We start from the raw sequence: 21,581 nt of genomic DNA on the forward strand, positions 1-21,581 counted from the left end.
GTAAAAAAAAGAGGCGCTATAGTAGCGCCTCTGTGTGGTTTGCGAAATGGCCTTAACGGGGGGTCAGGCAATTCTCTTCTTTCCAGCCATACAGCCATTCGATACCGCGGTAGAACTCGGCCTGGGATTTACCTTTCCACAGCAGGTTACGCACCTGGCGCTCAACCCCGGCGGCATGGTAAATCCGCCCCATCTCCCGGGTGGACCAGACAATACGCGCAGTACGCGGAATACGTACTGACTCGTACAGTTCAAAGGCGCGGGCGGCGTCGAAATCACACTGCTCCAGCGCCTTACCAATGGTCACGGCATCTTCCAGCGCCATACAGGCCCCCTGGGCCATGTACTGGGCCACCGGGTGCGCGGCGTCACCCAGCAGGGTAATGCGCGCATTGCCCCACTTTTCAACCGGTTCACGATCCGCCGTGGACCAGCGCCGCCAGCTGGTTGGTTTGTCCAGCATCTGACGCGGGCGCGGGTGGATCCCCTGGAAGTAAGACATCACTTCTTCTTTGCTGCCGTCGCGCACGCCCCACTCTTCCTGCTGGCGGCTGTGGAAAGTTACCACCAGGTTGTACTGTTTGCCGCCGCGCAGCGGGTAGTGCACCAGGTGGCAATGGGGGCCAGCCCACAGCACCGGTGCGTTGATACGCAGATCGTCCGGCATATCCGCACAGTCAATCACCGCCCGGTAGACCACGTGGCCGGTGACCCGGGGGGTATCGCCAATCAGGGACTGGCGCACCACGGATTTCACCCCGTCGCAGCCCAACAGAATATCCGCGGTCCAGCTGTTGCCTTTATCGTCCCAGACCGTCACGTTGTCATCGGTCTGGCGGATATCCACCACCTGGGTGGCGGTGCGGTACTGAACATGGGGGTGCTGTAATGCCGCTTCCCACACTGTGGCGTGAATATCCACCCGGTGAATAACCGCATAAGGGCCGCCGAAATGGTCGCGAAACGCCTGCCCGGTTTCAATGCGCACCACCTGCTCCGCATTGACCGCATCCATCATCGAAATATGGTCAGTAAATACCGCGCGCTGGCGGGCGACATCCCCCACTCCGAGGCTATCAAGGGCGGAGAAGGCGTTCGGGCCAAGCTGGATCCCGGCACCGATTTCGCCAATCTCGTGGGCTTTTTCCAGCAGCATGACATCAATGCCTTTACGGGCCAGGGAGAGCGCCGTCGCCGCCCCGCCAATGCCGCCGCCAACAATGATTGCACTTTTTACTTTCGCCATTTTTATGCTCCTTTCTCAGGCAGAGATCTTGTCAATCTGGTTCTCCGGGGCGGCGGCGATAAACGCCGGTAGCCCCTGGCAGGCTTCCCATACTGCCAGGCAGCGCGGGTAGCCACTCAGATTGCAGTTCATGCGCAGAGCGTTAGCCATTTGCGGGATCAGGCAGCAATCTGCCAGGGTGGGGGAATCCCCCACGCAAAAACGCCCGCTATTACGTTTGAGTAACTGCTCTACCGCACTCATCCCCTGCTTGACCCAGTGGGCATACCAGTTGTTTTTCTGCTCATCGCTGATTTTCAGCTCATCGGTGAGGTAACGCAGTACTCGCATATTGTTTATTGGGTGAATATCGCAGGCAATCACACAGGCAATTTCCAGCACCCGATCCCGGGCATCACCGCTGGCGGGGATCAGCGCGCTATCCGGGTATGCGCGATCCAGCCAGTCAATAATCGCCAGTGACTGGCCGTGCGCGTCGCCGCGATCGCCAATCAGGGTCGGCACCAGGCCCACCGGGTTAAGCCGCCGGTAGGCAAGCTGGTTTTGCTCACCAATGCGGATGTTGACCCCTTCGGTCTGGTAGGTAATGCCTTTCAGCCCCAGGGCAATACGCACCCGGTACGACGCCGAACTGTTAAAAAAACTTAATAGCTTCATGATTGCCTCCGCCGTTACACCACTTTTACTGCTATCGGCGTCAGACCGTCGACATTCCCGGTTATCACATCCCCTTTCACCACCGGACCCACACCTTCCGGGGTGCCGGTGAAAATCAGGTCCCCCGGTTGCAGCTCAAAGAAGCCGGACAGGTAGCTGATGGTCTCGTTTACCGACCAGATCAGATGGCGGATATCGCTGCGCTGGTGATCGTCGCCGTTGACCTGTAACCAGATAGGCGCGTTATCAATGCTGGCGCTCTGGCTGGCCGGGTGCAGCGGCGCAATCGGGGCAGACAAATCAAAGGCTTTACCAATCTCCCACGGGCGGCCCATCTGGCGCATTTCCATCTGGCGATCCCGGCGGGTCATATCCAGCCCGGTGGCGTAGCCCCAGACATATTCATGGGCCTGTTCCGGGGGAATATCGCGCCCCTGTTTACCGATAGCCACCACCAGCTCAATTTCATAGTGGTAGTTGTCGGTCTGGGCCGGGTACGGCAGCTCCAGCGTGGTGCCCGCGGGCACCGGGACAATGGCATCTGCCGGTTTACAGAAAAAGAATGGTGGCTCGCGATCCGGGTCAAAACCCATCTCGCGGGCGTGAGCCGCATAGTTACGGCCGACACAATAAATACGGTGAACCGGGAACTGGGCATCACTGTCAATAACGGGGACGGTAACCGCAGGCTGTGGCTGGAATACATAGTTAGTCATTGTTTGGGCTCCCAAAATTAGTTACGTGATTCGCGAAATAAACCAAGTGCTTCCTGGACCGGACGGTCAGAGAAGCTGAACAGAACGGTCTCTTCGGTGCTGTCGAAAGAGACGGCGTGCCAGGTCGGCACGACAAAAATATCTTTTGCCCGGTAGTGGAAGGTCTGATTGCCAACCCGCACCTCACCGCACCCTTCCACCACGTGGTAGATGGTGCTGTCGGTGCTGCGGGCCGCCTGGGAACGGAAGCCTTTCGGTAACAGTTGCAGGAAGGCGCCAATGGACGGCATCGGGTAACCGCCGTTTTCCGGGTTCACATAGCGCAGTTTGTAGCCTTCCCAGGGGTCCGGCTCACCAAAGCGGCTCAGATCTTGTAACGCTTCGCGGCTGCGCTCGTAGCGGTAATTAAAGATTGGCGACGAGTTCCCTTTCTGGTGGCGCAGCGGCAGCATATTGGCGGTATAGCGCGGAACATAGTCCCCTTCCTGGCGGGTAACCGGCTGTTGATCTTCCGGGTAGTCCTCTTCAAACCCGCAGCCCAGATAGTTCACCAGCGGCAGATCAAGGCCATCCAGCCAGACCACCGGTTCATTGCCGGGGTTTCCGTGATCATGCCAGCGCCACTGCGGAGTGAGAATAAAATCCCCCGGGTGCATTTGGGTGCGTTCGCCATCAACCGCGGTAAACGCCCCGCTCCCTTCAATAATAAAGCGCAGTGCCGACTGGTTATGGCGATGGCTGGGGGCCACCTCCCCGGGCAGGATCAGTTGCAGCCCGGCATACAGGGATTTGGTAATCGATGACTCACCGCGCAATTGCGGGTTTTCCAGCACCAGCACCCGGCGTACCGCTTCTTTGGCGCCGATCAGTTTGCCGCTTTCCATTAACAGCGGGCGGATAGCGTCGTAGTGCCACAGAGCCGGAGCGCAGTTGGCATTCGGGGTCTTGGGTACCAGGCTGTGCAGGGACTCCCACAGCGGGGTCAGATTCATGTCCGAGATGCGCTGATAATACTGCTGGCGGCGATCTTGTAGGGTGTCAGGGGTAAATGTAGTGGTTTCAGACATTATTATTTTCCTCATTGTTGGCTGACTTATTCGCTCACGGAGCTGGGCCGGGTAATCGCTACACCTGCCGGGGTTCCGGCCAGGCGCTGGCGTTTTACCAGGGTCAGTAACATCAGCATCGCGGCAGCAATCAGCGCGGGGACAGCAATCACTAAGAACAGCGTGTCAAAGGCTAAATTCATCGCCATCATCAGGCCACCGCTCAGGGAGCCGACAATCGCCCCACAGCGGCCTGCGGCATTGGCCCAGCTCACTCCGGTGGCCCGGCACTGGGTGGGATAGAGCATGGCGCTCAGGGCATTGATCCCCACCTGGGAACCGCTCACCCCGACGCCGGTACCGAAAATCGCCAGCGCCATCAGCCACAGGGCATTTTCCGACAGACCAATCATCACGATACACAACGCCCCGAGCAGATAGCTGCTTGCCAGCACCCAATAGGGGTTGTAGCGATCCATCAATACGCCGATCAGTACGGCACCCAGGGTGCCCCCCACCTGGAACGCGGCGGTGATCCACGAGGCGTGCTGCAAATCAATGCCCCGCTGGTTTAGCAGTGTTGGCATCCAGCTACTCAGCAGATAGATTATCAGCAGGCTCATAAAAAAGGCGGCCCATAACATCAGGGTTATCACTGCGGATTTGCCCTGGAACAGCGCGGCGGCGCTGCTTTTGGTTTGTACCGGCTCATCGAGGTAGAACGTCACCCCCGGGTAGTCTTCCCCGGTGATGCGGCGCATGGTGCGGGCGATAATCTGTGGGTCTACCTGGCGGCGGACCTGCCAGCGCGGGGATTCCGGCAGGACAAAAAACAGCGCGATGGCGAGGGCTATCGGCAATACACCGCCCACAATCAGGATGCCGTGCCAGCCAATCACCGACACCAGCAGGGCACTGAATAAGCCCCCCGCCGCCGAGCCAAGGGTGAAGCCGCAAAACATCAGGGTGACCAGCGCGCCGCGACGGCGGGCCGGTAAATATTCAGAGGTCATGGTGATGGTGTTCGGCATTGCTCCTCCCAGCCCCAGGCCCGTCAGGAAACGCAGCACAATCAGGGTGTGCAGGTCAGGGGAGAATGCAGAGGCTAAACTCAGTACCCCAAAGAAAATGACACACCATTCAATGACCCGTTTGCGGCCGAAACGGTCAGATAACGGGCCACATAACAGGGCGCCAGCGGTAAGCCCTAACAACCCCGCACCGAACAGCGGGGCCAGATCGGCCGTGGTCAACTGCCACTGCTGGCGAATATCAGGGGCAATAAAGCCAATGGCGGCAGTATCAAAACCATCCATCATCACCACCAGAAAACAGCAGATGATGACACGCCACTGGATGGCGCTAACCGGGGCGCTGTCGATCAGCGTCTGGAGATCGCGTCGCAGGGTCATAATATGTGCCTCGATAATATAGGGTAGATGTTGTGTTTGTTTTACTTATGTTGCGATGTTGTAACTTAAGGAATGCAAAGTACAATGGTATTTCGGGCAGAGGCATAATCTGGAGGTTATGGATGGCAGACTGGACGCAGAAATTACGCTTACACCACTGGCAAATGCTGGTGGCGATTGCCGAACAGGGCAACCTGACCCAGGTGGCGCGGATGATGAATATCACCCAGCCAGCGCTATCCAAGTGGTTACTCTCGCTGGAAGAAGACGTCGGCTTTGCCCTGTTCGAGCGCCACCGTAAAGGCTTACGGCCAACGGACGGCGGCAAATTACTGCTGGAGCACGCCCGGCGGGTGATTAATGATGTCGAGCGTTCCCGCAATGAGCTGGAGCGTTTCCGGCGGGGCGGTATGGTCGGCAGCCTGAAAGTGGGCTGTTCGCCGGTGGCCACCGACTGTGTCGCCCAGGCTATCCTCAGCCTGCTGGACGAGCTGCCCGGTTTGCATTTGCACATCGCCGAAATGGTCATGACACCGCTGTTGCAGGATCTGCTAACCGGCAATCTGGATGTGGTGGTGGGCCGGGTGGGCGGTAAGGCCCTGAATTTGCCGCTGAACTACCGGGTGCTGTATACCGAACCGGTGTGCTTTGTGGCCCGTAATGACCACCCCCTCACCCACCAGCCGCAAATCAACTGGGAAGCCCTCGCCCCCTGGCGCTGGATTGTCTGGCCCGCCAGTACCCCAATTCGTATCAGTATCGACAGTGCCCTGGTGGATAACGGGGTGATGATGCCGGAAAACACCATTGAATCCGCCTCGATGAATGTCACAGTGAATATGCTGCAAAGCAGCGATATGATCTCTATCCTTTCTCTGCGCCTTGCCCAGCGCTACGCCCGCCAGGGGCAGTTATCGATCCTGCCGTTGCCGCGCATCGAACAAAAAGGCAGCGTCGGGGTGTTCTGGCGTAAAAATCACCTGGCGTCTGCGGCACTACAGCGGTTTATTTTTCACCTCCAGCAGCCGCCGGTGAGCTGAACGCCGCCCAAGTAATTGTGTCTGCTGACCGTTTATTCGCGGAATCTTTGTTATGCTCATAATTCATGATGTGATCAGTAGCACATACTTAAGTTTAATTGTATGATGAATACGTTCTTTCAAGAGTGAGCACCATGCGCAAGTTACTATTAACCCTATGGCAGTACCTTCGGGCCTTTGTCCTGATTTACGCCTGTTTATATGCGGGGATTGGCATCGCCTCCCTGCTTCCTATTACTATCCCCGGCAGCATTATCGGTATGCTGATTTTGTTCCTGTTGCTGGGGCTGCAAATCATGCCACCTGATTGGGTAATGCCCGGCTGCTATTTGCTTATTCGCTATATGGCGCTGTTATTTGTCCCTATTGGTGTTGGGGTTATGCAGTATTTTGATTTATTACGTACGCAATTTGGCCCGGTGGTTGTCTCCTGCGTAATCAGTACCTTCGTGGTACTGGTAGTGGTGAGCTGGTGTTCTCATCTGGTTCACGGTGAGAAAAAGATCATTGGTCATAAAGGGGCAGATAAAAAATGATGAGTTATATCTGGTGGTCGTTACCATTAACGCTGCTGGTATTTTTAGGGGCCCGTAAATTAGGGTCGTTAATAAAGAATCCGTTATTAAACCCGCTACTGGTTTCCCTGGTGGTGATTATTCCGATTCTGCTGCTCACCCATATCCCTTACGACCATTATTTTAAGGGCAGCAAAATACTCAACGATCTGCTGCAACCGGCGGTGGTGGCGCTGGCCTTTCCGCTGTATGAGCAGCTGCACCAGATCCGCGCCCGCTGGAAATCCATCATCGCCATCTGCTTTTTAGGTAGCCTGATTGCCATGGTTACCGGTACGGCAATTGCCCTCGCCCTGGGCGCCACACCGGAAATCGCCGCGTCGATTATGCCCAAGTCAGTGACCACACCAATTGCCATGGCGGTAAGCAGCAGCCTGGGCGGTATTCCGGCCATCAGTGCGGTGTGCGTTATCTTTGTCGGGATCCTCGGGGCGGTGTTCGGCCCGACCCTGCTGAGCATGATGCGCATCACCACCAAAGCCGCCCGGGGGTTGTCTATCGGTGCCGCCTCCCACGCCCTGGGTACCGCGCGCTGTGCGGAGATGGACTTCCAGGAAGGGGCATTTAGCTCGTTGTCACTGGTAATTTGCGGGATTATTACCTCACTGTTGGCACCTTTCCTGTTCCCGGTGGTGATGGCCGTCTTTGGCTAATGTGTGATTACTATCACAATTTATTGATATTAATTACATAACTTGCACTGGCAGACAGACGAGGATCACATATAAAGTGGGCGCAGATCCGTAAACTGCGGTTCTATTCACTTGCTATGAGGCACAGCCATGGATCCTCGTTTTTCTCCTGTCGTAACCACCCTGCCGGAAGCGCTGCGCGCGGCGCTTACCCCGCTGCTGACGGTAGCCCATTTCCCGGCGATGCTTAGCGCACCCCAGGTTGAACAGCTTAAACAGGCCAGCGGACTCAACGATAGCGAGCTGGCTTTTGCGCTGCTGCCGCTGGCCGCCGCCTGCGCACACACTGAGATTTCCCATTTTAACGTCGGGGCGATTGCCCGCGGCATCAGCGGTAATCTCTACTTTGGTGCCAATATGGAGTTCCCCGGCACCACCATGCAGCAGACGATTCATGCCGAACAGAGCGCTATCACCCACGCCTGGATGCGCGGTGAAAAAGCCCTGACCGATATCACGGTTAACTACACCCCGTGCGGCCACTGCCGCCAGTTTATGAATGAGCTGAACAGCGGCACCGGGCTGACTATCCACCTGCCAGGCCGCCAGCCGGGAACGTTAGGGCAGTATCTGCCGGACGCGTTCGGCCCGCGAGATCTGGCTATCACCACCCTACTGCTGGATGACATCAACCACGGGTTGCAGGCCGACGGCGACGCACTAACCCAGGCCGCCATTGCGGCAGCCAACCGCAGCCACGCGCCCTATAGCCACGCCCCTTCCGGGGTTGCGCTGGAGATGAAAGACGGCACCATCCTGCCGGGCAGTTATGCGGAAAATGCCGCCTATAACCCGTCACTCCCGCCATTGCAGGCAGCGCTTAATCTGGCGTGGCTTTCAGGGTACCGGCCTGACGATATTCAGCGCGCGATACTGGCAGAAAAAGCCACTGCGCTGCTGGTCCAGTGGGATGCCACCGTGGCGACGTTAAAATCCCTCAACTGCCCGGCAATTGAGCGCGTATTACCCGCCTGATCCGCCCGCCAGACAGGTTTATTAGCCTGAATGGCGAAAAAGTCCCCACCCGCTCGCACATTCCTTGCGCTGAGCCGGGTGGTAAAGTAACTTGGATTTACTTTCATTTAGGTACTGAGTCCGCAAGTTCATGTTGAAGCGTCTGTTTTTCAGTTTGCTGGTTATCATCGGCTTAGTGCTGTTGACCGCACTTGCCCTCGATCGCTGGATCAGCTGGAAAACTGCGCCCTACGTCTATGACGATTTGCAGGCCTTGCCTTATCGCCAGGTGGGCGTGGTACTGGGCACCGCTAAGTATTACCGCACCGGGGTCATTAATCAGTATTACCGCTACCGGATCCAGGGGGCCCTTAACGCCTATAACAGCGGCAAAGTGAACTATCTGCTGCTGAGCGGCGATAACGCCACCAACAGCTACAACGAGCCGGTAACCATGCGCAAGGACCTGATTGCGGCCGGTGTTGATCCGGCGGATATCGTGCTGGATTTTGCCGGGTTCCGCACCCTGGATTCAATTGTCCGCACCCGTAAAGTGTTCGACACCAACGACTTCATTATTATTACCCAGCGTTTTCACTGTGAACGGGCGCTGTTTATTGCCCTGCATATGGGTATCCAGGCCCAGTGTTATGCGGTGCCATCACCAAAAGACATGCTCTCCGTGCGAGTCAGGGAGTTCGGCGCCCGCCTCGGTGCGCTGGCCGATTTGTACCTCTTCAAGCGGGAACCGCGCTTCCTGGGTCCACTGGTGCCGATTCCCGGGATCCAGACCGTGCCCGACGATGCCCAGGGGTATCCGGCGGTTAGCCCGGATCAGCTACTGGAGCTGGAACGCAGAAAGCACCGCGGTGAATAACCGCCGCATAAACGGTGACAACAGACCGGTAACAATAGACCGGTAACAACAGCAACGACGCCCGGGTAATAACCACCGGGCGTCGTCGTTTAGCGGGACAGGTAACGCAATAAGGTTACTTTTTGCGGGCGTATTTCAGGGAGTCCAGCGCCACGGCGAAGATGATAATCGCCCCTTTGATAATGTACTGCCAGTAAGGGTTAACCCCGATATAGGTCAGCCCGTAGTTGATAACGGTAAAGATGATAACCCCGGTCACCACGCCGACCACGGTCCCGACCCCACCGCTGAATGACACCCCGCCCACCACACAGGCGGCAATGGCGTCCATCTCATACATAAAGCCGAGGTTGTTGGTGGCAGAGCCGATACGCCCGGCTTCCAGCATACCGCCGAAGGCGTAGAACACCCCGGAAAGCGCATACACCATCATCAGGTTAAGGCCGACATTCACCCCGGAAACCCGCGCGGCATCCGGGTTACCGCCAATGGCAAAAATATTTTTCCCGAAGCGGGTTTTGTTCCACAGTACCCAGACAAACGCGATGGCAAACAGCGCATAGAAAGTAATATAAGAGAGCCGGAAACTGCCCAGCGCCACAAATCCCTGGGTAAAGGTCGAGAAGTGGGCATCAAACCCGGAGATAGGCGACGCACCGACAAAATCGTAGTACAGCGAGTTGATCCCATAAACAATAATCATGGTGCCGAGGGTGGTAATAAACGGTGTCACATTGAGGTAAGCAATGATAATGCCGTTCAGCATCCCGATAACCGCCCCCACGGCGCAAACAATCAAAATCACCACCGGGATCGGCATAGTCGCCATATCCGGGAAGACTTTATTGGCGTTATCCATTGCCTGTAACAGGGTGGCGGCCACCACCGCCGCCAGACCCACCTGACGCCCGGCGGATAAGTCCGTCCCCTGGGTGACAATCAGCCCGGCGACCCCAAGGGCAATAATAATACGCACGGAGGACTGGGTAAGAATATTACTCAGGTTCAGTAAGCTTAAAAATGTCGGGTCCTGGGCAATAATAACCAACAGCAAAATAAGCAGCACGACATATAACCCGCCCTGCTTCAAATAGTGAAAAACTCTTTTTTTATCTAGCACACTCATGACGGGCCCCTGATTAAAGATGCAAAGACGCAAGGCGTAAAATATCGCTCTGCGTTGCTGTTTTAGTGTCTACTGTGCCTGCTACCAGGCCATTACTCATTACCAGAATGCGGTCAGTTATCCCCAGCAACTCAGGCATTTCAGAAGAAATAATAATGATGCCCTTGCCCTTTTTCGCCAGTTCAGCAATCAGCTGATAAATTTCAAACTTAGCGCCCACATCAATACCGCGGGTCGGTTCATCAAGCATTAATATTTCCGGCTGGGTCAGCAACCAGCGGCCAATAATCACTTTCTGCTGATTACCACCGGATAACGACCCTATTTGGGTACGGTGGCCCGGGGTTTTAACGCGCATGGCATCAATCACCCACTGGGTATCGCTTTTCATGCGCGAGTTATCCAGCAGGCCGACTTTGTTTTTATAATTACGAATATTAGAAATCAGCGAGTTAAAATTAATATCCAGGTAGGCATAAATCCCCGTGGAGCGGCGCTCTTCGGTCACCAGGGCGAAGCCATGATTAATCGCCTCATTGGCGGAGTGGTTATTAATTGATTTACCGTGCAGCTTAATGGTACCGCCCGATTTTTCCCGAATACCGAACAGGGTCTCGACAATATCAGTACGCTTTGCCCCCACCAGCCCGGCAATCCCGAGGATCTCCCCTTTATGGAGATCAAAAGAGACATCGCGGATCGACGGCTGGCGCAGGGAGGTCAGATTACGCACTTCAAGGATAACCTCCCCGGGGACGTTTTCTTTATCCGGGAAGCGCTGGTTCAGTGAACGCCCAACCATCATGGCGATGATTTTATCCATATCCAGCCCGGTGAGGGACTGGGTGGTGATCCACTGGCCGTCCCGCAGGATGGTTATCTCATCACATAGCTGGAATATTTCTTCCATTTTATGCGAGATATAAACGATGCCACAGCCGCGATCTTTAAGTTTGCGGATAATCGTGAACAGGTGATTGACTTCTTTTTCTGTCAGCGACGAGGTTGGCTCATCCATAATGACAATTTTGGCATTATAGGAGAATGCCCGGGCAATTTCGATCATCTGCATCTGGGATACCGACAGGGTACCCACTTTCGCTTTTGGATCGATATCAATATCCAGCTCGTCAAATATCGCCCGGGTATCGCGATACATTTTCGCCTGATCGACAAACATCCCTTTGGTGGGGTAACGCCCCAGCCACATATTATCCATCACCGTCCGTTGCAGGACGAGGTTAAGCTCCTGGTGGACCATTGAAATACCATTTTCCAGCGCTTCTTTAGCACTGGAAAAATCAATCTCATGCCCCTGGAATAATATTTCACCGGAATCTTTTTTATAAATACCAAACAGGCATTTAAGTAACGTAGATTTCCCTGCACCATTTTCGCCCATCAGGGCATGTATAGAATGGGGACGTACTTTTAAATTGACGTTATCAAGGGCTTTAACGCCGGGGAACGACTTATTAATTGCCGTCATTTCCAGCAGGTATTCACCCGATGTTTGTGTTGGTTCACTCACCATAAAAATACCTGGCAACGCTATAATAAGCGCCCGTCATACATTGGCAAATGGCATGTCAGACATACCGTTAACATTATCTGACAGGCGGCAGGGCGCCACCTGTCATGGTGACTACACCAGGGGTTATTTACCGGTGAATTGGCTCAGGTTGTCTTTATCGACCCCAACATAAGGAACGCGGACGATTTTCTGTTCCAGTTTCCAGGTGGTCCCTTCTGCGGCAGGTTTGCCCTGGGCCAGATTCTTCGCCAGATCAAAGGTGGCCTTCGCCTGATTGTTCGCGTCGTTAAGCACCGTACCGGCCATCGCGCCGGACTTCACCAGCGCCAGCGCTTCTGGCAGGGCATCCACCCCAAATACCGGAATAGACGATTTATTGTGGGCCTTGAGCGCTTCTACCGCCCCCATGGCCATGGCGTCGTTGTTGGCAATCACCACTTCAATCTTGTTGGCATTCGGGCCAGACAGCCAGGCATCCATCTTGTCTTTTGCCTGGGCGGTATCCCACATGGCGGTATCCAGCTGCAACTGCTGGGTCTTAATGCCTTTGGCGTTCAGCTCTTTGATAACGTAAGTAGTACGGGCTTCCGCATCCGGGTGGCCCGGTTCGCCTTTGAGCAATACGAACTGGATTTCGCCGTCTTTATTCAGATCCCATGCCGGATTAGCTTTCCAGTGTTTAGCAATTAAGTCGCCCTGGATCACACCAGATTCTTTTGAATCCGTACCGACATAATAAGCCTGCGGGTAGCTGTCCAGCGCCTGGCGGGAGGGTTCTTTATTGAAAAAAACCACCGGGACATTCTGGGCTTTCGCTTTATCAATCACGGTCCCTGCCGCCGCCGGGTCAACGAGGTTAATGGCCAGTGCTTTCACCCCTTTAGCCAGCAGGATGTCTATCTGATCATTTTGTTTGGACTGGTCGTTTTGAGAGTCATTCATCAGCAACTGGACATCAGGTGCAGTTTTTGCTTGTTTCTCAATGGCCTTGCGCACCACAGACATAAAGTTGTCGTCGTATTTGTAAATCGTTACACCAATACGCGTGTCTGCGGCATGGGCTGCGAAACCAGACAACATGCAGGACATCAGGGCGGACAGGATCAGAACCTTCTTCATGGTATCTCCGTTTTTGTAGGGTATTTTAAGTAGTCACTTTATTAACAATGCTAATAACAATAACGCCACCGGACAGATGTTATTTATTTGCTCTAAATAACGGTGTCTTTTTATGGTTATGTTCATCCCTGACAATACGGCTGATTAAGTTCCCTGATGTTGAATGAATGACTCTATTTATCTGATAAATAAAACGTCAAAGGCTAATATTGCAGTAAAAAGCCAGCCTATAGTAGTTGCTGTAATGTTAATAATCTGTGAAATCACTCACAAATTGAAACCGGTTACATTGAGCGTCAAATTAACGCCCGTTTTCCGTGATCTGGGCCACTGAATGGCGGCGAACCAGAGTCGGCATAAAGCAGTGCGACGCCCCGGCATCCAGGGTGCCAGACGCCCCCTTCAGCGCCAGTTCAGTAGCCATTTTCGCCATAGAAACAATAGGATAACGGACGGTTGTTAACTGTGGATCGGTATAGCGGGCAATGGGGATATCATCAAAACCAATCACCGAACACTGTTGCGGTATCATAATGCCGTTGTCTTTCAGGGCCATCAGCGCCCCGGCGGCCATGCTGTCGTTATAGGCAAACACCGCGGTTAAACGCTGGTTGCGGCTTAACAACTCGACCATCGCCGCCTCTCCCCCCTGTAAATCCGGGGACCCTACCCCAATCCAGCCGGGCTGGGGAAGCACCCCAGCCCCCTCCAGCGCTTGCTGCCAGCCGCTGCGCCGCTGATCGTCATCATCAATGGCGTGGCTGGAGGCCAGGTAACCAATCCGCCGGTGGCCGTGGTTTAGCAAGGTGCGGGTGGCCATCATGGCGCCGCTCACGTTATCGAGGGAAATACAGCGGTGGCTATAGCCCGGTAACAGACGGTTAATCAGTACCATCCCCGGAATTTGCGCCATAAACTCGCTGAGCTCCCGATCGCTAAGCCGTTTAGCGTGCACAATCAGCGCATTACAGCGCTGGCGCAGCAGTACCTCGATGGCATCACGCTCTTTTTCGGCCTGGTGGTAACTGTTGCCAATCAGCACATACTTATGGTGCTGCTGGGCAACGGTATCCACCGCTTTCACCAGCGCACCAAAAAAGGGATCGGAAACGTCCATCACCACCACGCCAATGGTGTCACTGACCTGGGTAGCAAGGGCCTGGGCATTGGCATTTGGCCGGTAGCCCAGATGGGCCACGGCGTCGGTCACGGTCTGGCGGGTTTGCTGGCTCACCAGCGGGCTGTTATTGAGCACCCGTGAAACCGTGGCCACAGAAACCCCGGCCTGGCGGGCAACATCACGGATAGTTATCATGGCGACCACCTGAAAAAACGGGACGGGTTGGCGAGTTCACGGCCACCTCCTGGAATTAAGAGGCGCTATTCTGGCAGCGAGCGGCGTCACACTGCGTGATGAGCATCACACAATGAAAACGGTTACATCGATTATGTTAATTTTTTGTGACTTATATCTTGCCTGAATGTTTCCGAACAACCCCGGCCGCCCGGGCAGTGAGGTAGCGCCACAACCATTCGACGGGCCCCTGGCGGAAGTAATGCAGCCAGACCACAGACACCGCGAGGTTAATCAGCCAGATAACCGGCACCAGGCCGAGGAGCTGAAAGCGCGTCAGGGTCATATAGAGGCCCATATGGTAGAACAGCGTGGTGCAAATCAGGGTTTGCAGCAGATAGTTGGTCAGCGCCATGCGGCCAACGCAGGTGATCGCCGCCACCAGTTTCAGGGGGGCCAGTTGTGGCCAGAAGCCCCAGGCCAGGGCCGCATAACCGATGGTTTGTAGCGGTGCACTCAGCTCACGGGGGATCTGGAGCCAAAATGCACACCAGTGGTAAGCCCAGCCCAGCTGCCATTGGGCGATAATCGCCGGGATGTTTATCACCATCCCCAGCAGCACCAGTTGCAGCCCGGTACGCCGGTAATGGCTAAGGCTGAACTGCCCGCGCAGCCAGCCGCTGCGCATCAGCGCCGCCCCCAGCAGCATCATGCCCGCCAGTTGCCAGCCATATTGTGCCGCCAGCGCCATCATATTGTCAGACAGCAAGTTCAGGCGGCTTTTCATCGCCACCGCGCCGCCGGTGAGCTTCCACCAGGTTTCGTATTGCAGGTTGGCTGCATCGGGAACCCAGGAGCGGCTGGTGTGTGTTCCGGCAATGGCCCCCAGCAGGATCAGCACGCCAATGCCCATCAGGTACAGCACCACACCGGTATTAAACAGCTGATGGTTGCTGTGAGCGTCGCGGATAAGCCGCCAGCAAATAATCCCCACCAGCCCATAGGCCAGCAAAATATCGCCGTCCCACAGCACAATACTGTGGAAAAAGCCCAGTAACACCAGCAGGGTTAGCCGCGCCTGGATCCAGCGCTTGCCCCGGGAGAGCAGCATATAGAGGCCGGCACCGAACAGCAGCGCAAACAGGGTGAGGAATTTAACCTGAGCAAACAGATCAAGCACCGCCCAGGTCCAGGCGTCCGGGGTGCTTACGCTACCAGACCACGCCGGATTGAGGTAGGCGGCCTTCGGTAACCCAAAGGCCGTAATATTGAGCAGCAGGATGCCGAGGATCGCTACGCCGCGAACAAAGTCGAGCGTGACATTTCTTTCCATTGGTTCCTGCCCCTATATAGCAACCAGAATACCGCAACCCAGCCCGTGCGTTAGTTATGGTGGCGCACCGCGCGCAGAAACTCCTGGCGGGTATTCTGGCTCGATTTAAACAAACCGCCCAGTGAGGTGGTGGTGGTGGCGCTGGTGGCATCACGAATACCGCGGGCCTTAACACAATAGTGGACCGCATCAATAGAAACCGCCACATTGTTGGTGCCAAGCAGGGTTTGCAAGGCCACCAGAACCTGCTGGGTTAATCGCTCCTGCACCTGGGGGCGCTGGGCAAAGAACTGCACAATGCGGTTGATTTTGGACAGCCCAATTACCGCATCTTTGGGGATATATGCTACGGTCGCTTTGCCATCAATCATCACAAAATGGTGTTCACAGGTACTGGTCAGGGTGATATCCCGCACGGTCACCATTTCATCAACTTTCATTTTATTTTCGATGACGGTAATTTTGGGGAAATTGGCATAATCCAGACCGGAGAAAATCTCATCCACATACATTTTCGCAATGCGGTGCGGCGTCTCCATCAGACTGTCATCACTCAAATCCAGATTGAGTAACTGCATAATTTCGGTCATATGACCCGAAATCAGTCGTTTACGCGTTTCGTTATCCAGTTCATTAACCGGCGGCCGCAAGGGGGTTTCCAGACCACGGGCAACCAGGGCCTCGTGAACCAGGGAGGCTTCTTTACTGAGTGATGGCATCTTTGTCTCCTGCAGGTGTGGCTTGCCTTTACCCTGCATGGGGTAAAGTTTGCGCTCATTGTGCGGCAGTAATAGCCAGGAATCCAGTATTCGCAGGATTATTATTGCAATTGGCCGTTCCGTTAATAGCACCGGCCTCACCCCTGCGAATGGTTAAGGTATGATGCAACATCATCCTGGCCGGGTGAAGTGAAACTTCCTCACCCGAATCTGAAAAATAGACAGTGCGGCAACCGACCGCAGCGGAGGAATTCCCGATGGAACTGCTGGAATCACATCACTGTTTTGGCGGCGTGCAACAGCGCTGGCGCCACCCGTCACAGACACTGAACGGCACCATGACCCTGAGTGTGTTTATCCCCCCGGTCACAGAAACACCCCCACCGGTGCTTTACTGGTTATCCGGGCTAACCTGTAACGATGAAAATTTCACCACCAAAGCCGGGGCACAGCGGGTTGCCGCCGAACTGGGGATCATGCTGGTGATGCCGGATACCAGCCCCCGCGGCGATACGGTCGCCAACGATGCCGGTTATGACCTCGGCCAGGGGGCCGGGTTTTACCTTAACGCCACCCAGGCACCCTGGGCGGCCCACTACCAGATGTACACTTACCTGCGCGACGAGTTACCTGCGCTTATCGCGCGACACTTCACCATTGGGGAACGCTGTGCCATCAGCGGCCACTCCATGGGCGGGCACGGTGCGCTTATCATGGCGCTGAAAAACCCGGGGCGCTTTTGTTCGGCTTCCGCCTTTGCCCCGATAGTCAACCCCAGCCAGGTGCCCTGGGGCCAGAAAGCCTTCAGCGCCTATCTGGGGGATGATCCAAAGGCCTGGCGCGCCTGGGATAGCTGCGCCCTGATGCAACACTACCAGGGGGAGCCTACCCCGATGCTCATTGATCAGGGGGATGGCGATAATTTCCTCGCCACCCAGCTACAACCGGCCCGGCTGGCGGAAGTGGCCCGCCAGCAGAGCTGGCCGCTGCAACTGCGTATTCAGCCGGGTTATGATCACAGCTACTTCTTTATTGCCAGCTTTATTGACGATCACCTGCGCTTTCACGCCAGCCATCTGTTTGCCTGATAATTGCCGGCAACGAATCCGGGGCCGGTGATGGCCCCGCCATATCATAAGCGATAATCCAGCGCGGCAAAATAGCGCCGGCCATCTTCATTAAAGCTGTAATCGTCGCGGTTAAGGTCTTTATCGAACAGGTTAAGTACCCCGGCGCGCAACTTCACGTTCTTCGTCATTTGCCAGGCCGCGCCGCTATTCCAGATAAAGTAGCCACCGGGGGTGGGGTTGCCGGCCGTGGTGGCGCGCTGTTCACCGCGATAGTTCGTGGAAACATAAAATGACCAGTCGTTGAGCGGTTTCCAGTCCAGGGTCCCGTTGGCAGTATGGAACGGCATGGATTGCAGCGGGCGATTATTGCCGCCGCTCAGGTTACGCCCGTCGTTATAGGTATAATTCAGGGATAAATTCCACTGGTCACCAAACGGCACTTTTAACTCGGTTTCCAGCCCGCGGATCCGCGCTTTATCGACATTAAAGTAATGGAACACCGGCTTGCCGTCTTCAAAACCGACAAAGTTGGGGTACGACGGCGCCAGGGCGGTGTTAGCGGTACGATCGATGTTGATCATGTCGTCGACATCGTTCTGGAACACGGTGATGCTGCCGGTCACCCCGTCGAAGATCCCCTCATCCCCGGCATAATAGATCCCCAGCTCAATATTTTTACTGGTTTCCGGTCGCAGATCCGGGCTGCCAACAATCTTACAGCTACCGCGGCAGGAGTTAGAGGTCCAGTCCGGGCTGAGCTGCAGCAGCGACGGGGCTTTAAATGCTGTCGACCAGCCCCCTTTTACGGTGACCGTGTCGGTGGTGTTCCACACCAGATAAGCGCGCGGGCTCCAGTGATCGCCATAGGTCTGGTGATCGTCCATCCGCACCCCGGTGGTCAGCGCCAGAGGTTCAAAAATACGCCATTCATCTTCGAGGAACAGCGCATACTGGCTGGCCGACGTATTACCGCCCCCCTGAAGGTTAACCGGATCTTTTAGCTTGTCGTGGCGCCACTCCCCGCCGAAGGTGAGCAGCTGGTTGATCTCCCCCAGCGGCAGCACGTAGCGCCCGTCAATGGTGTTACTCTCTGAGGTGATCGTGCCGGTGCTGGACGGGTTCTTGTTATCCACCTTTTCGCCGTAGAAGCGCAATTCACTGTTACCCAGCCCCCAGCGGCCATTATGGGCCAGTGAGTAATTCTGGCGCTCCAGGCGGTTTTTATCCAGCGAGTCTGACTCCCGATCCTGGCGATCAAAACCATAGCCCAGGGCGATATCCTGATCTTTCGTTGGGGTGTACATCAACTCGACATTGCCGTCGCGGCTGGTATAGCCCTCAATGCGCGGGCTGAAGCCGGTGGCAGAGGTCGCCGACTTTTGTTGATCGTCTTTTTCGCGCTTTGCCAGGCTGCCGTACAACTTCACCCCGAGCAGATCATCAATCAGCGGGCCGCCGGCATAGAACTGGCCGTTATAGCTGTCGCCGCGATCCCGGTGTTCCTGAACGGTGGTATTGGCCGTCACCGTCCCGTGCCAGGCTTTGCCCACCTTGCGGGTGATAATGTTCACCACCCCACCCAGCGCGTCTGAACCATACAGTGAAGACATCGGGCCGCGCACCACTTCAATACGTTCGATGGCATCCACCGGGATCCAGTTAAGGTCAAAATCGTTATGGCGGAATACCGCATTGCGCGAATTGACCCGTTTGCCGTCCACCAGAATCAGGGTATAGCTGCTGGACATACCGCGAATGCTGACCCCCTGGCGGTTATCCCCTTCGTTGGTCAACTGGACCCCGGGCACCTCCTGGAGGATATCTTTGAGGTTCTGGATGGGTTTGCGGGCCAGATCGTCACGGGTTATCACACTGATGCTGGCAGGGGCATCTTTCATGCTCTGGGCTGAGCCAGACGCGGTAACAACCAGGGTGTCATCTTCCCCTTTCCGGGGTTCTGATTCAGCGGCCCCAAACGCCAGCGGGGACAGTGAAATGGCTGAGACGCACAGCCCGCAGCGCAAGGTGGGATTAAGCCTTAACATTCCTTTTCTCCATGAGGAAATACAACCAAAATAAAAAAGCGTGCTCACAGTGCAATGGCAAACGCGTACTGCGTTGGTCCGCGTTGGTTTTTATTTTTATGGTGTTATTACGGTGTATGGCCGGTAGCCAGATCGGGAAGACAGAAATGCAGGCGCATTAATACAGTTTGCCGCCCCGTTACAAAGCTGCGCAAACCTTAATGGAAATGAGAATCAGTATCAATGTTATTTATGTAAAAATATTTCCAACTGCAACGGTTCGTTACGCGTATGCATATGGCGACCGGGGCGGCGAATCCGGCGTTGCGCCCCCACCAGTCCCCCCCGCCAATAAAAAAGGCGCGAATTATCGCGCCTTTTTGCTGCTATTGCGGTTTGCTTAATTACTTATTGGCTTTACCGGTAAAACGCGCCGGGAACTCCATTTCGCTGTAGCGCACAAAGCGCGTGCCTTTTACCAGTCGATAACCAAACCAGATAACCAGGAACAGCGGAATACCAATATAAGTCGCCGCCACCGCCGCCCAGTCAATACGATCGCCGAGGAACGCCTCATAGTTCTGCCCCAGGGTAATACCCAGACAGAGAATAAAGGCAAAGATCGGCCCGACCGGGAAGAATCCTGAGCGATACGGCAGATTATTAATGTCATAACCCTGAGCAATAAACCCGCGCCGGAACCGGTAGTGGCTGATGGCAATCCCCAGCCAGGCAATAAACCCGGTCATCCCGGAGGTATTCAGCAGCCACAGGTACACCGTCTGGTTACCGAACATTGAGGTCAGAAAGCACAGCGCCGCCACTACCGTGGTTGCGTACAGCGCATTACGCGGCACCCCACCACGGGACAGTTTGGCAAAAATACGCGGCGCTTTACCGTCACAGGCCAGGGTATAAAGCATACGGGTGGAGGCGTACATCCCGGAGTTACCGGCAGACAGTACCGCCGTCAGGATAACCGCATTCATTATCGCCGCCGCAGACAGCAGGCCAGCATGCTCAAATACCAGCGTGAACGGGCTAACGCTGATGTCTTTGACATCATTACGCAGCAGGCTCGGGTCGGTATAAGGGATTATCAGGCTAATCACCAGGATAGCCAGCACATAGAACAGCAGAATACGCCAGAACACCTGACGCACGGCTTTAGGAATGTTTTTTTCCGGCTCGGCAGATTCCCCGGCAGCGATACCTATCAATTCAGTACCCTGGAACGAAAAGCCGACAATCATCGCGACCCCTATCATGGCCGCGAAGCCACCGGCAAACGGCGCATCATCAATCCCCCAGTTGGCCCAGCCAGCGGGTTGCGCACCTTTAAAGATGCCGAGGATCATCGCCACACCCACGATGATAAAGATTATCACCGTAGTTACTTTAATCAGAGAGAACCAGTATTCCGCCTCACCAAAACCGCGCACTGAAATGTAATTCAGCAGGAACATAATGCCCAGGAACAGCGCACTCCAGATCCAGCCCGGTGTATGAGGGAACCAGTAATTCATTACCAGTTGCGAAGCAACCAGATCAACGGCAATGGTTACCGCCCAGTTGTACCAATAGTTCCAGCCGAGGGCAAAGCCAAAGCCTTCCTCAACGAACTTCTGTCCGTAGGTCGCAAATGAACCAGATACCGGCATACATGCCGCCAGTTCACCCAGGCTGGTCATCAAAAAATACACCATCAATCCAATGATGATGTAGGAAAGCAGCGCGCCGCCTGGTCCAGCCTGAGAAATCGTTGCACCGGATGCGACAAACAGCCCGGTGCCGATGGAGCCGCCAATGGCGATCATAGACAGATGGCGCGCTTTTAGCTCACGGCGGAGCCCAGTCGCTTCTGTTGTATTCGTCTTCGAAACCATAAAAAAATGAGGCCTGTCCAAAAAATGAGGCGCAATTCTAGCAGAAAGCTACCGTCACACCTGAAATAAAAGCGCACTTATAAGAGAGCTTCATGATTGGCTCAATATTATAAGCATGAAAACAAAACTGTGAAGTAATTCATAGACACATAGATGTTCTACTAGGGAAGGTGCGAACAAGTTCCTGATATGAGATCATCATATTCATCCGGAGCGCATCCCAGAGGGACATCATGAGCCATCAACTCACCTTCGCCGATA

General features: G+C 55.1%; 19 protein-coding genes. 6 read left to right on the plus strand and 13 right to left on the minus strand.

Annotated elements, in window-relative coordinates; all coding sequences use genetic code 11:
• Positions 1-52: 52 nt before the first annotated feature.
• The 5 genes from F9C28_RS10845 to mhbT are packed head-to-tail and all read right to left on the minus strand — an operon-like array spanning position 53 to position 5,077.
• Positions 53-1,246 carry a 3-hydroxybenzoate 6-monooxygenase gene (locus F9C28_RS10845; RefSeq protein WP_199015323.1) on the minus strand — a complete coding sequence of 398 codons (1,194 nt, stop codon included), beginning with the start codon at positions 1,244-1,246 and terminating at the stop codon, positions 53-55.
• Positions 1,247-1,261: 15 nt separating this feature from the next.
• Complete coding sequence (gene maiA, locus F9C28_RS10850; RefSeq protein ID WP_199015324.1) at positions 1,262-1,903, minus strand: maleylacetoacetate isomerase; 642 nt, start codon at positions 1,901-1,903, stop codon at positions 1,262-1,264.
• Positions 1,904-1,917: 14 nt separating this feature from the next.
• Positions 1,918-2,619: a fumarylacetoacetate hydrolase family protein gene (locus tag F9C28_RS10855; protein ID WP_199015325.1), complete on the minus strand. Its 702-nt coding sequence runs from the start codon at positions 2,617-2,619 to the stop codon at positions 1,918-1,920.
• A gap of 17 nt (positions 2,620-2,636) precedes the next feature.
• The gene (gene gtdA / locus F9C28_RS10860; protein ID WP_199015326.1) at positions 2,637-3,686 is read right to left on the minus strand and encodes a gentisate 1,2-dioxygenase; all 1,050 of its coding nucleotides are present in this window, start codon (positions 3,684-3,686) and stop codon (positions 2,637-2,639) included.
• Positions 3,687-3,712: 26 nt separating this feature from the next.
• Positions 3,713-5,077 carry a 3-hydroxybenzoate transporter MhbT gene (gene mhbT / locus F9C28_RS10865; RefSeq protein WP_199015327.1) on the minus strand — a complete coding sequence of 455 codons (1,365 nt, stop codon included), beginning with the start codon at positions 5,075-5,077 and terminating at the stop codon, positions 3,713-3,715.
• Between the two features lie 122 nt (positions 5,078-5,199).
• Here mhbT and F9C28_RS10870 point away from each other — a divergent pair, with 122 nt between their 5' ends.
• The 5 genes from F9C28_RS10870 (at position 5,200) to sanA (ending at position 9,215) form a co-directional block, all read left to right on the plus strand.
• Entirely contained in the window at positions 5,200-6,117 is a 918-nt protein-coding gene (locus tag F9C28_RS10870) for a LysR substrate-binding domain-containing protein (RefSeq protein WP_199015328.1), read from the plus strand.
• 134 nt (positions 6,118-6,251) lie between these two features.
• Positions 6,252-6,653: a CidA/LrgA family protein gene (locus tag F9C28_RS10875; RefSeq protein WP_199015329.1), complete on the plus strand. Its 402-nt coding sequence runs from the start codon at positions 6,252-6,254 to the stop codon at positions 6,651-6,653.
• Positions 6,650-7,345: a CidB/LrgB family autolysis modulator gene (locus F9C28_RS10880; protein WP_199015330.1), complete on the plus strand. Its 696-nt coding sequence runs from the start codon at positions 6,650-6,652 to the stop codon at positions 7,343-7,345. The genes F9C28_RS10875 and F9C28_RS10880 overlap by 4 nt, the downstream gene beginning before the upstream one ends.
• A gap of 129 nt (positions 7,346-7,474) precedes the next feature.
• Positions 7,475-8,359 carry a cytidine deaminase gene (gene cdd, locus F9C28_RS10885; protein WP_199015331.1) on the plus strand — a complete coding sequence of 295 codons (885 nt, stop codon included), beginning with the start codon at positions 7,475-7,477 and terminating at the stop codon, positions 8,357-8,359.
• A gap of 130 nt (positions 8,360-8,489) precedes the next feature.
• Entirely contained in the window at positions 8,490-9,215 is a 726-nt protein-coding gene (gene sanA, locus F9C28_RS10890) for an outer membrane permeability protein SanA (RefSeq protein WP_199015332.1), read from the plus strand.
• Positions 9,216-9,330: 115 nt separating this feature from the next.
• Here sanA and mglC read toward each other — a convergent pair whose 3' ends face one another.
• The 6 genes from mglC to folE all read right to left on the minus strand — a co-directional run bounded on the left by mglC (position 9,331) and on the right by folE (position 16,340).
• Entirely contained in the window at positions 9,331-10,341 is a 1,011-nt protein-coding gene (gene mglC / locus F9C28_RS10895; protein WP_199015333.1) for a galactose/methyl galactoside ABC transporter permease MglC, read from the minus strand.
• Positions 10,342-10,354: 13 nt separating this feature from the next.
• Complete coding sequence (mglA, locus tag F9C28_RS10900; RefSeq protein ID WP_199015334.1) at positions 10,355-11,875, minus strand: galactose/methyl galactoside ABC transporter ATP-binding protein MglA; 1,521 nt, start codon at positions 11,873-11,875, stop codon at positions 10,355-10,357.
• A 123-nt stretch (positions 11,876-11,998) separates the two neighbouring features.
• Complete coding sequence (gene mglB / locus F9C28_RS10905) at positions 11,999-12,994, minus strand: galactose/glucose ABC transporter substrate-binding protein MglB (protein ID WP_199015335.1); 996 nt, start codon at positions 12,992-12,994, stop codon at positions 11,999-12,001.
• Positions 12,995-13,295: 301 nt separating this feature from the next.
• Positions 13,296-14,309: an HTH-type transcriptional regulator GalS gene (gene galS / locus F9C28_RS10910; RefSeq protein ID WP_199015336.1), complete on the minus strand. Its 1,014-nt coding sequence runs from the start codon at positions 14,307-14,309 to the stop codon at positions 13,296-13,298.
• A gap of 151 nt (positions 14,310-14,460) precedes the next feature.
• Positions 14,461-15,621, minus strand: coding sequence for a DUF418 domain-containing protein YeiB (gene yeiB, locus F9C28_RS10915; RefSeq protein WP_199015337.1), 1,161 nt, complete (start codon positions 15,619-15,621; stop codon positions 14,461-14,463).
• Positions 15,622-15,671: 50 nt separating this feature from the next.
• Entirely contained in the window at positions 15,672-16,340 is a 669-nt protein-coding gene (folE, locus tag F9C28_RS10920) for a GTP cyclohydrolase I FolE (protein WP_199015338.1), read from the minus strand.
• A gap of 257 nt (positions 16,341-16,597) precedes the next feature.
• Here folE and fghA point away from each other — a divergent pair, with 257 nt between their 5' ends.
• The gene (gene fghA / locus F9C28_RS10925; RefSeq protein WP_199015339.1) at positions 16,598-17,428 is read left to right on the plus strand and encodes an S-formylglutathione hydrolase; all 831 of its coding nucleotides are present in this window, start codon (positions 16,598-16,600) and stop codon (positions 17,426-17,428) included.
• Positions 17,429-17,472: 44 nt separating this feature from the next.
• Here the strand turns inward: fghA and cirA are convergent, their stop codons facing one another.
• Positions 17,473-19,455, minus strand: coding sequence for a catecholate siderophore receptor CirA (cirA, locus tag F9C28_RS10930; RefSeq protein ID WP_199015340.1), 1,983 nt, complete (start codon positions 19,453-19,455; stop codon positions 17,473-17,475).
• A 383-nt stretch (positions 19,456-19,838) separates the two neighbouring features.
• Positions 19,839-21,320, minus strand: a complete 1,482-nt coding sequence (locus tag F9C28_RS10935; RefSeq protein WP_199015341.1) for an amino acid permease — start codon at positions 21,318-21,320, stop codon at positions 19,839-19,841.
• Between the last annotated feature and the right edge of the window lie 261 nt (positions 21,321-21,581).

The sequence above is a fragment of the Shimwellia pseudoproteus genome (assembly GCF_016415625.1).
GTDB classification, from domain to species: Bacteria; Pseudomonadota; Gammaproteobacteria; order Enterobacterales; family Enterobacteriaceae; genus Shimwellia; species Shimwellia pseudoproteus.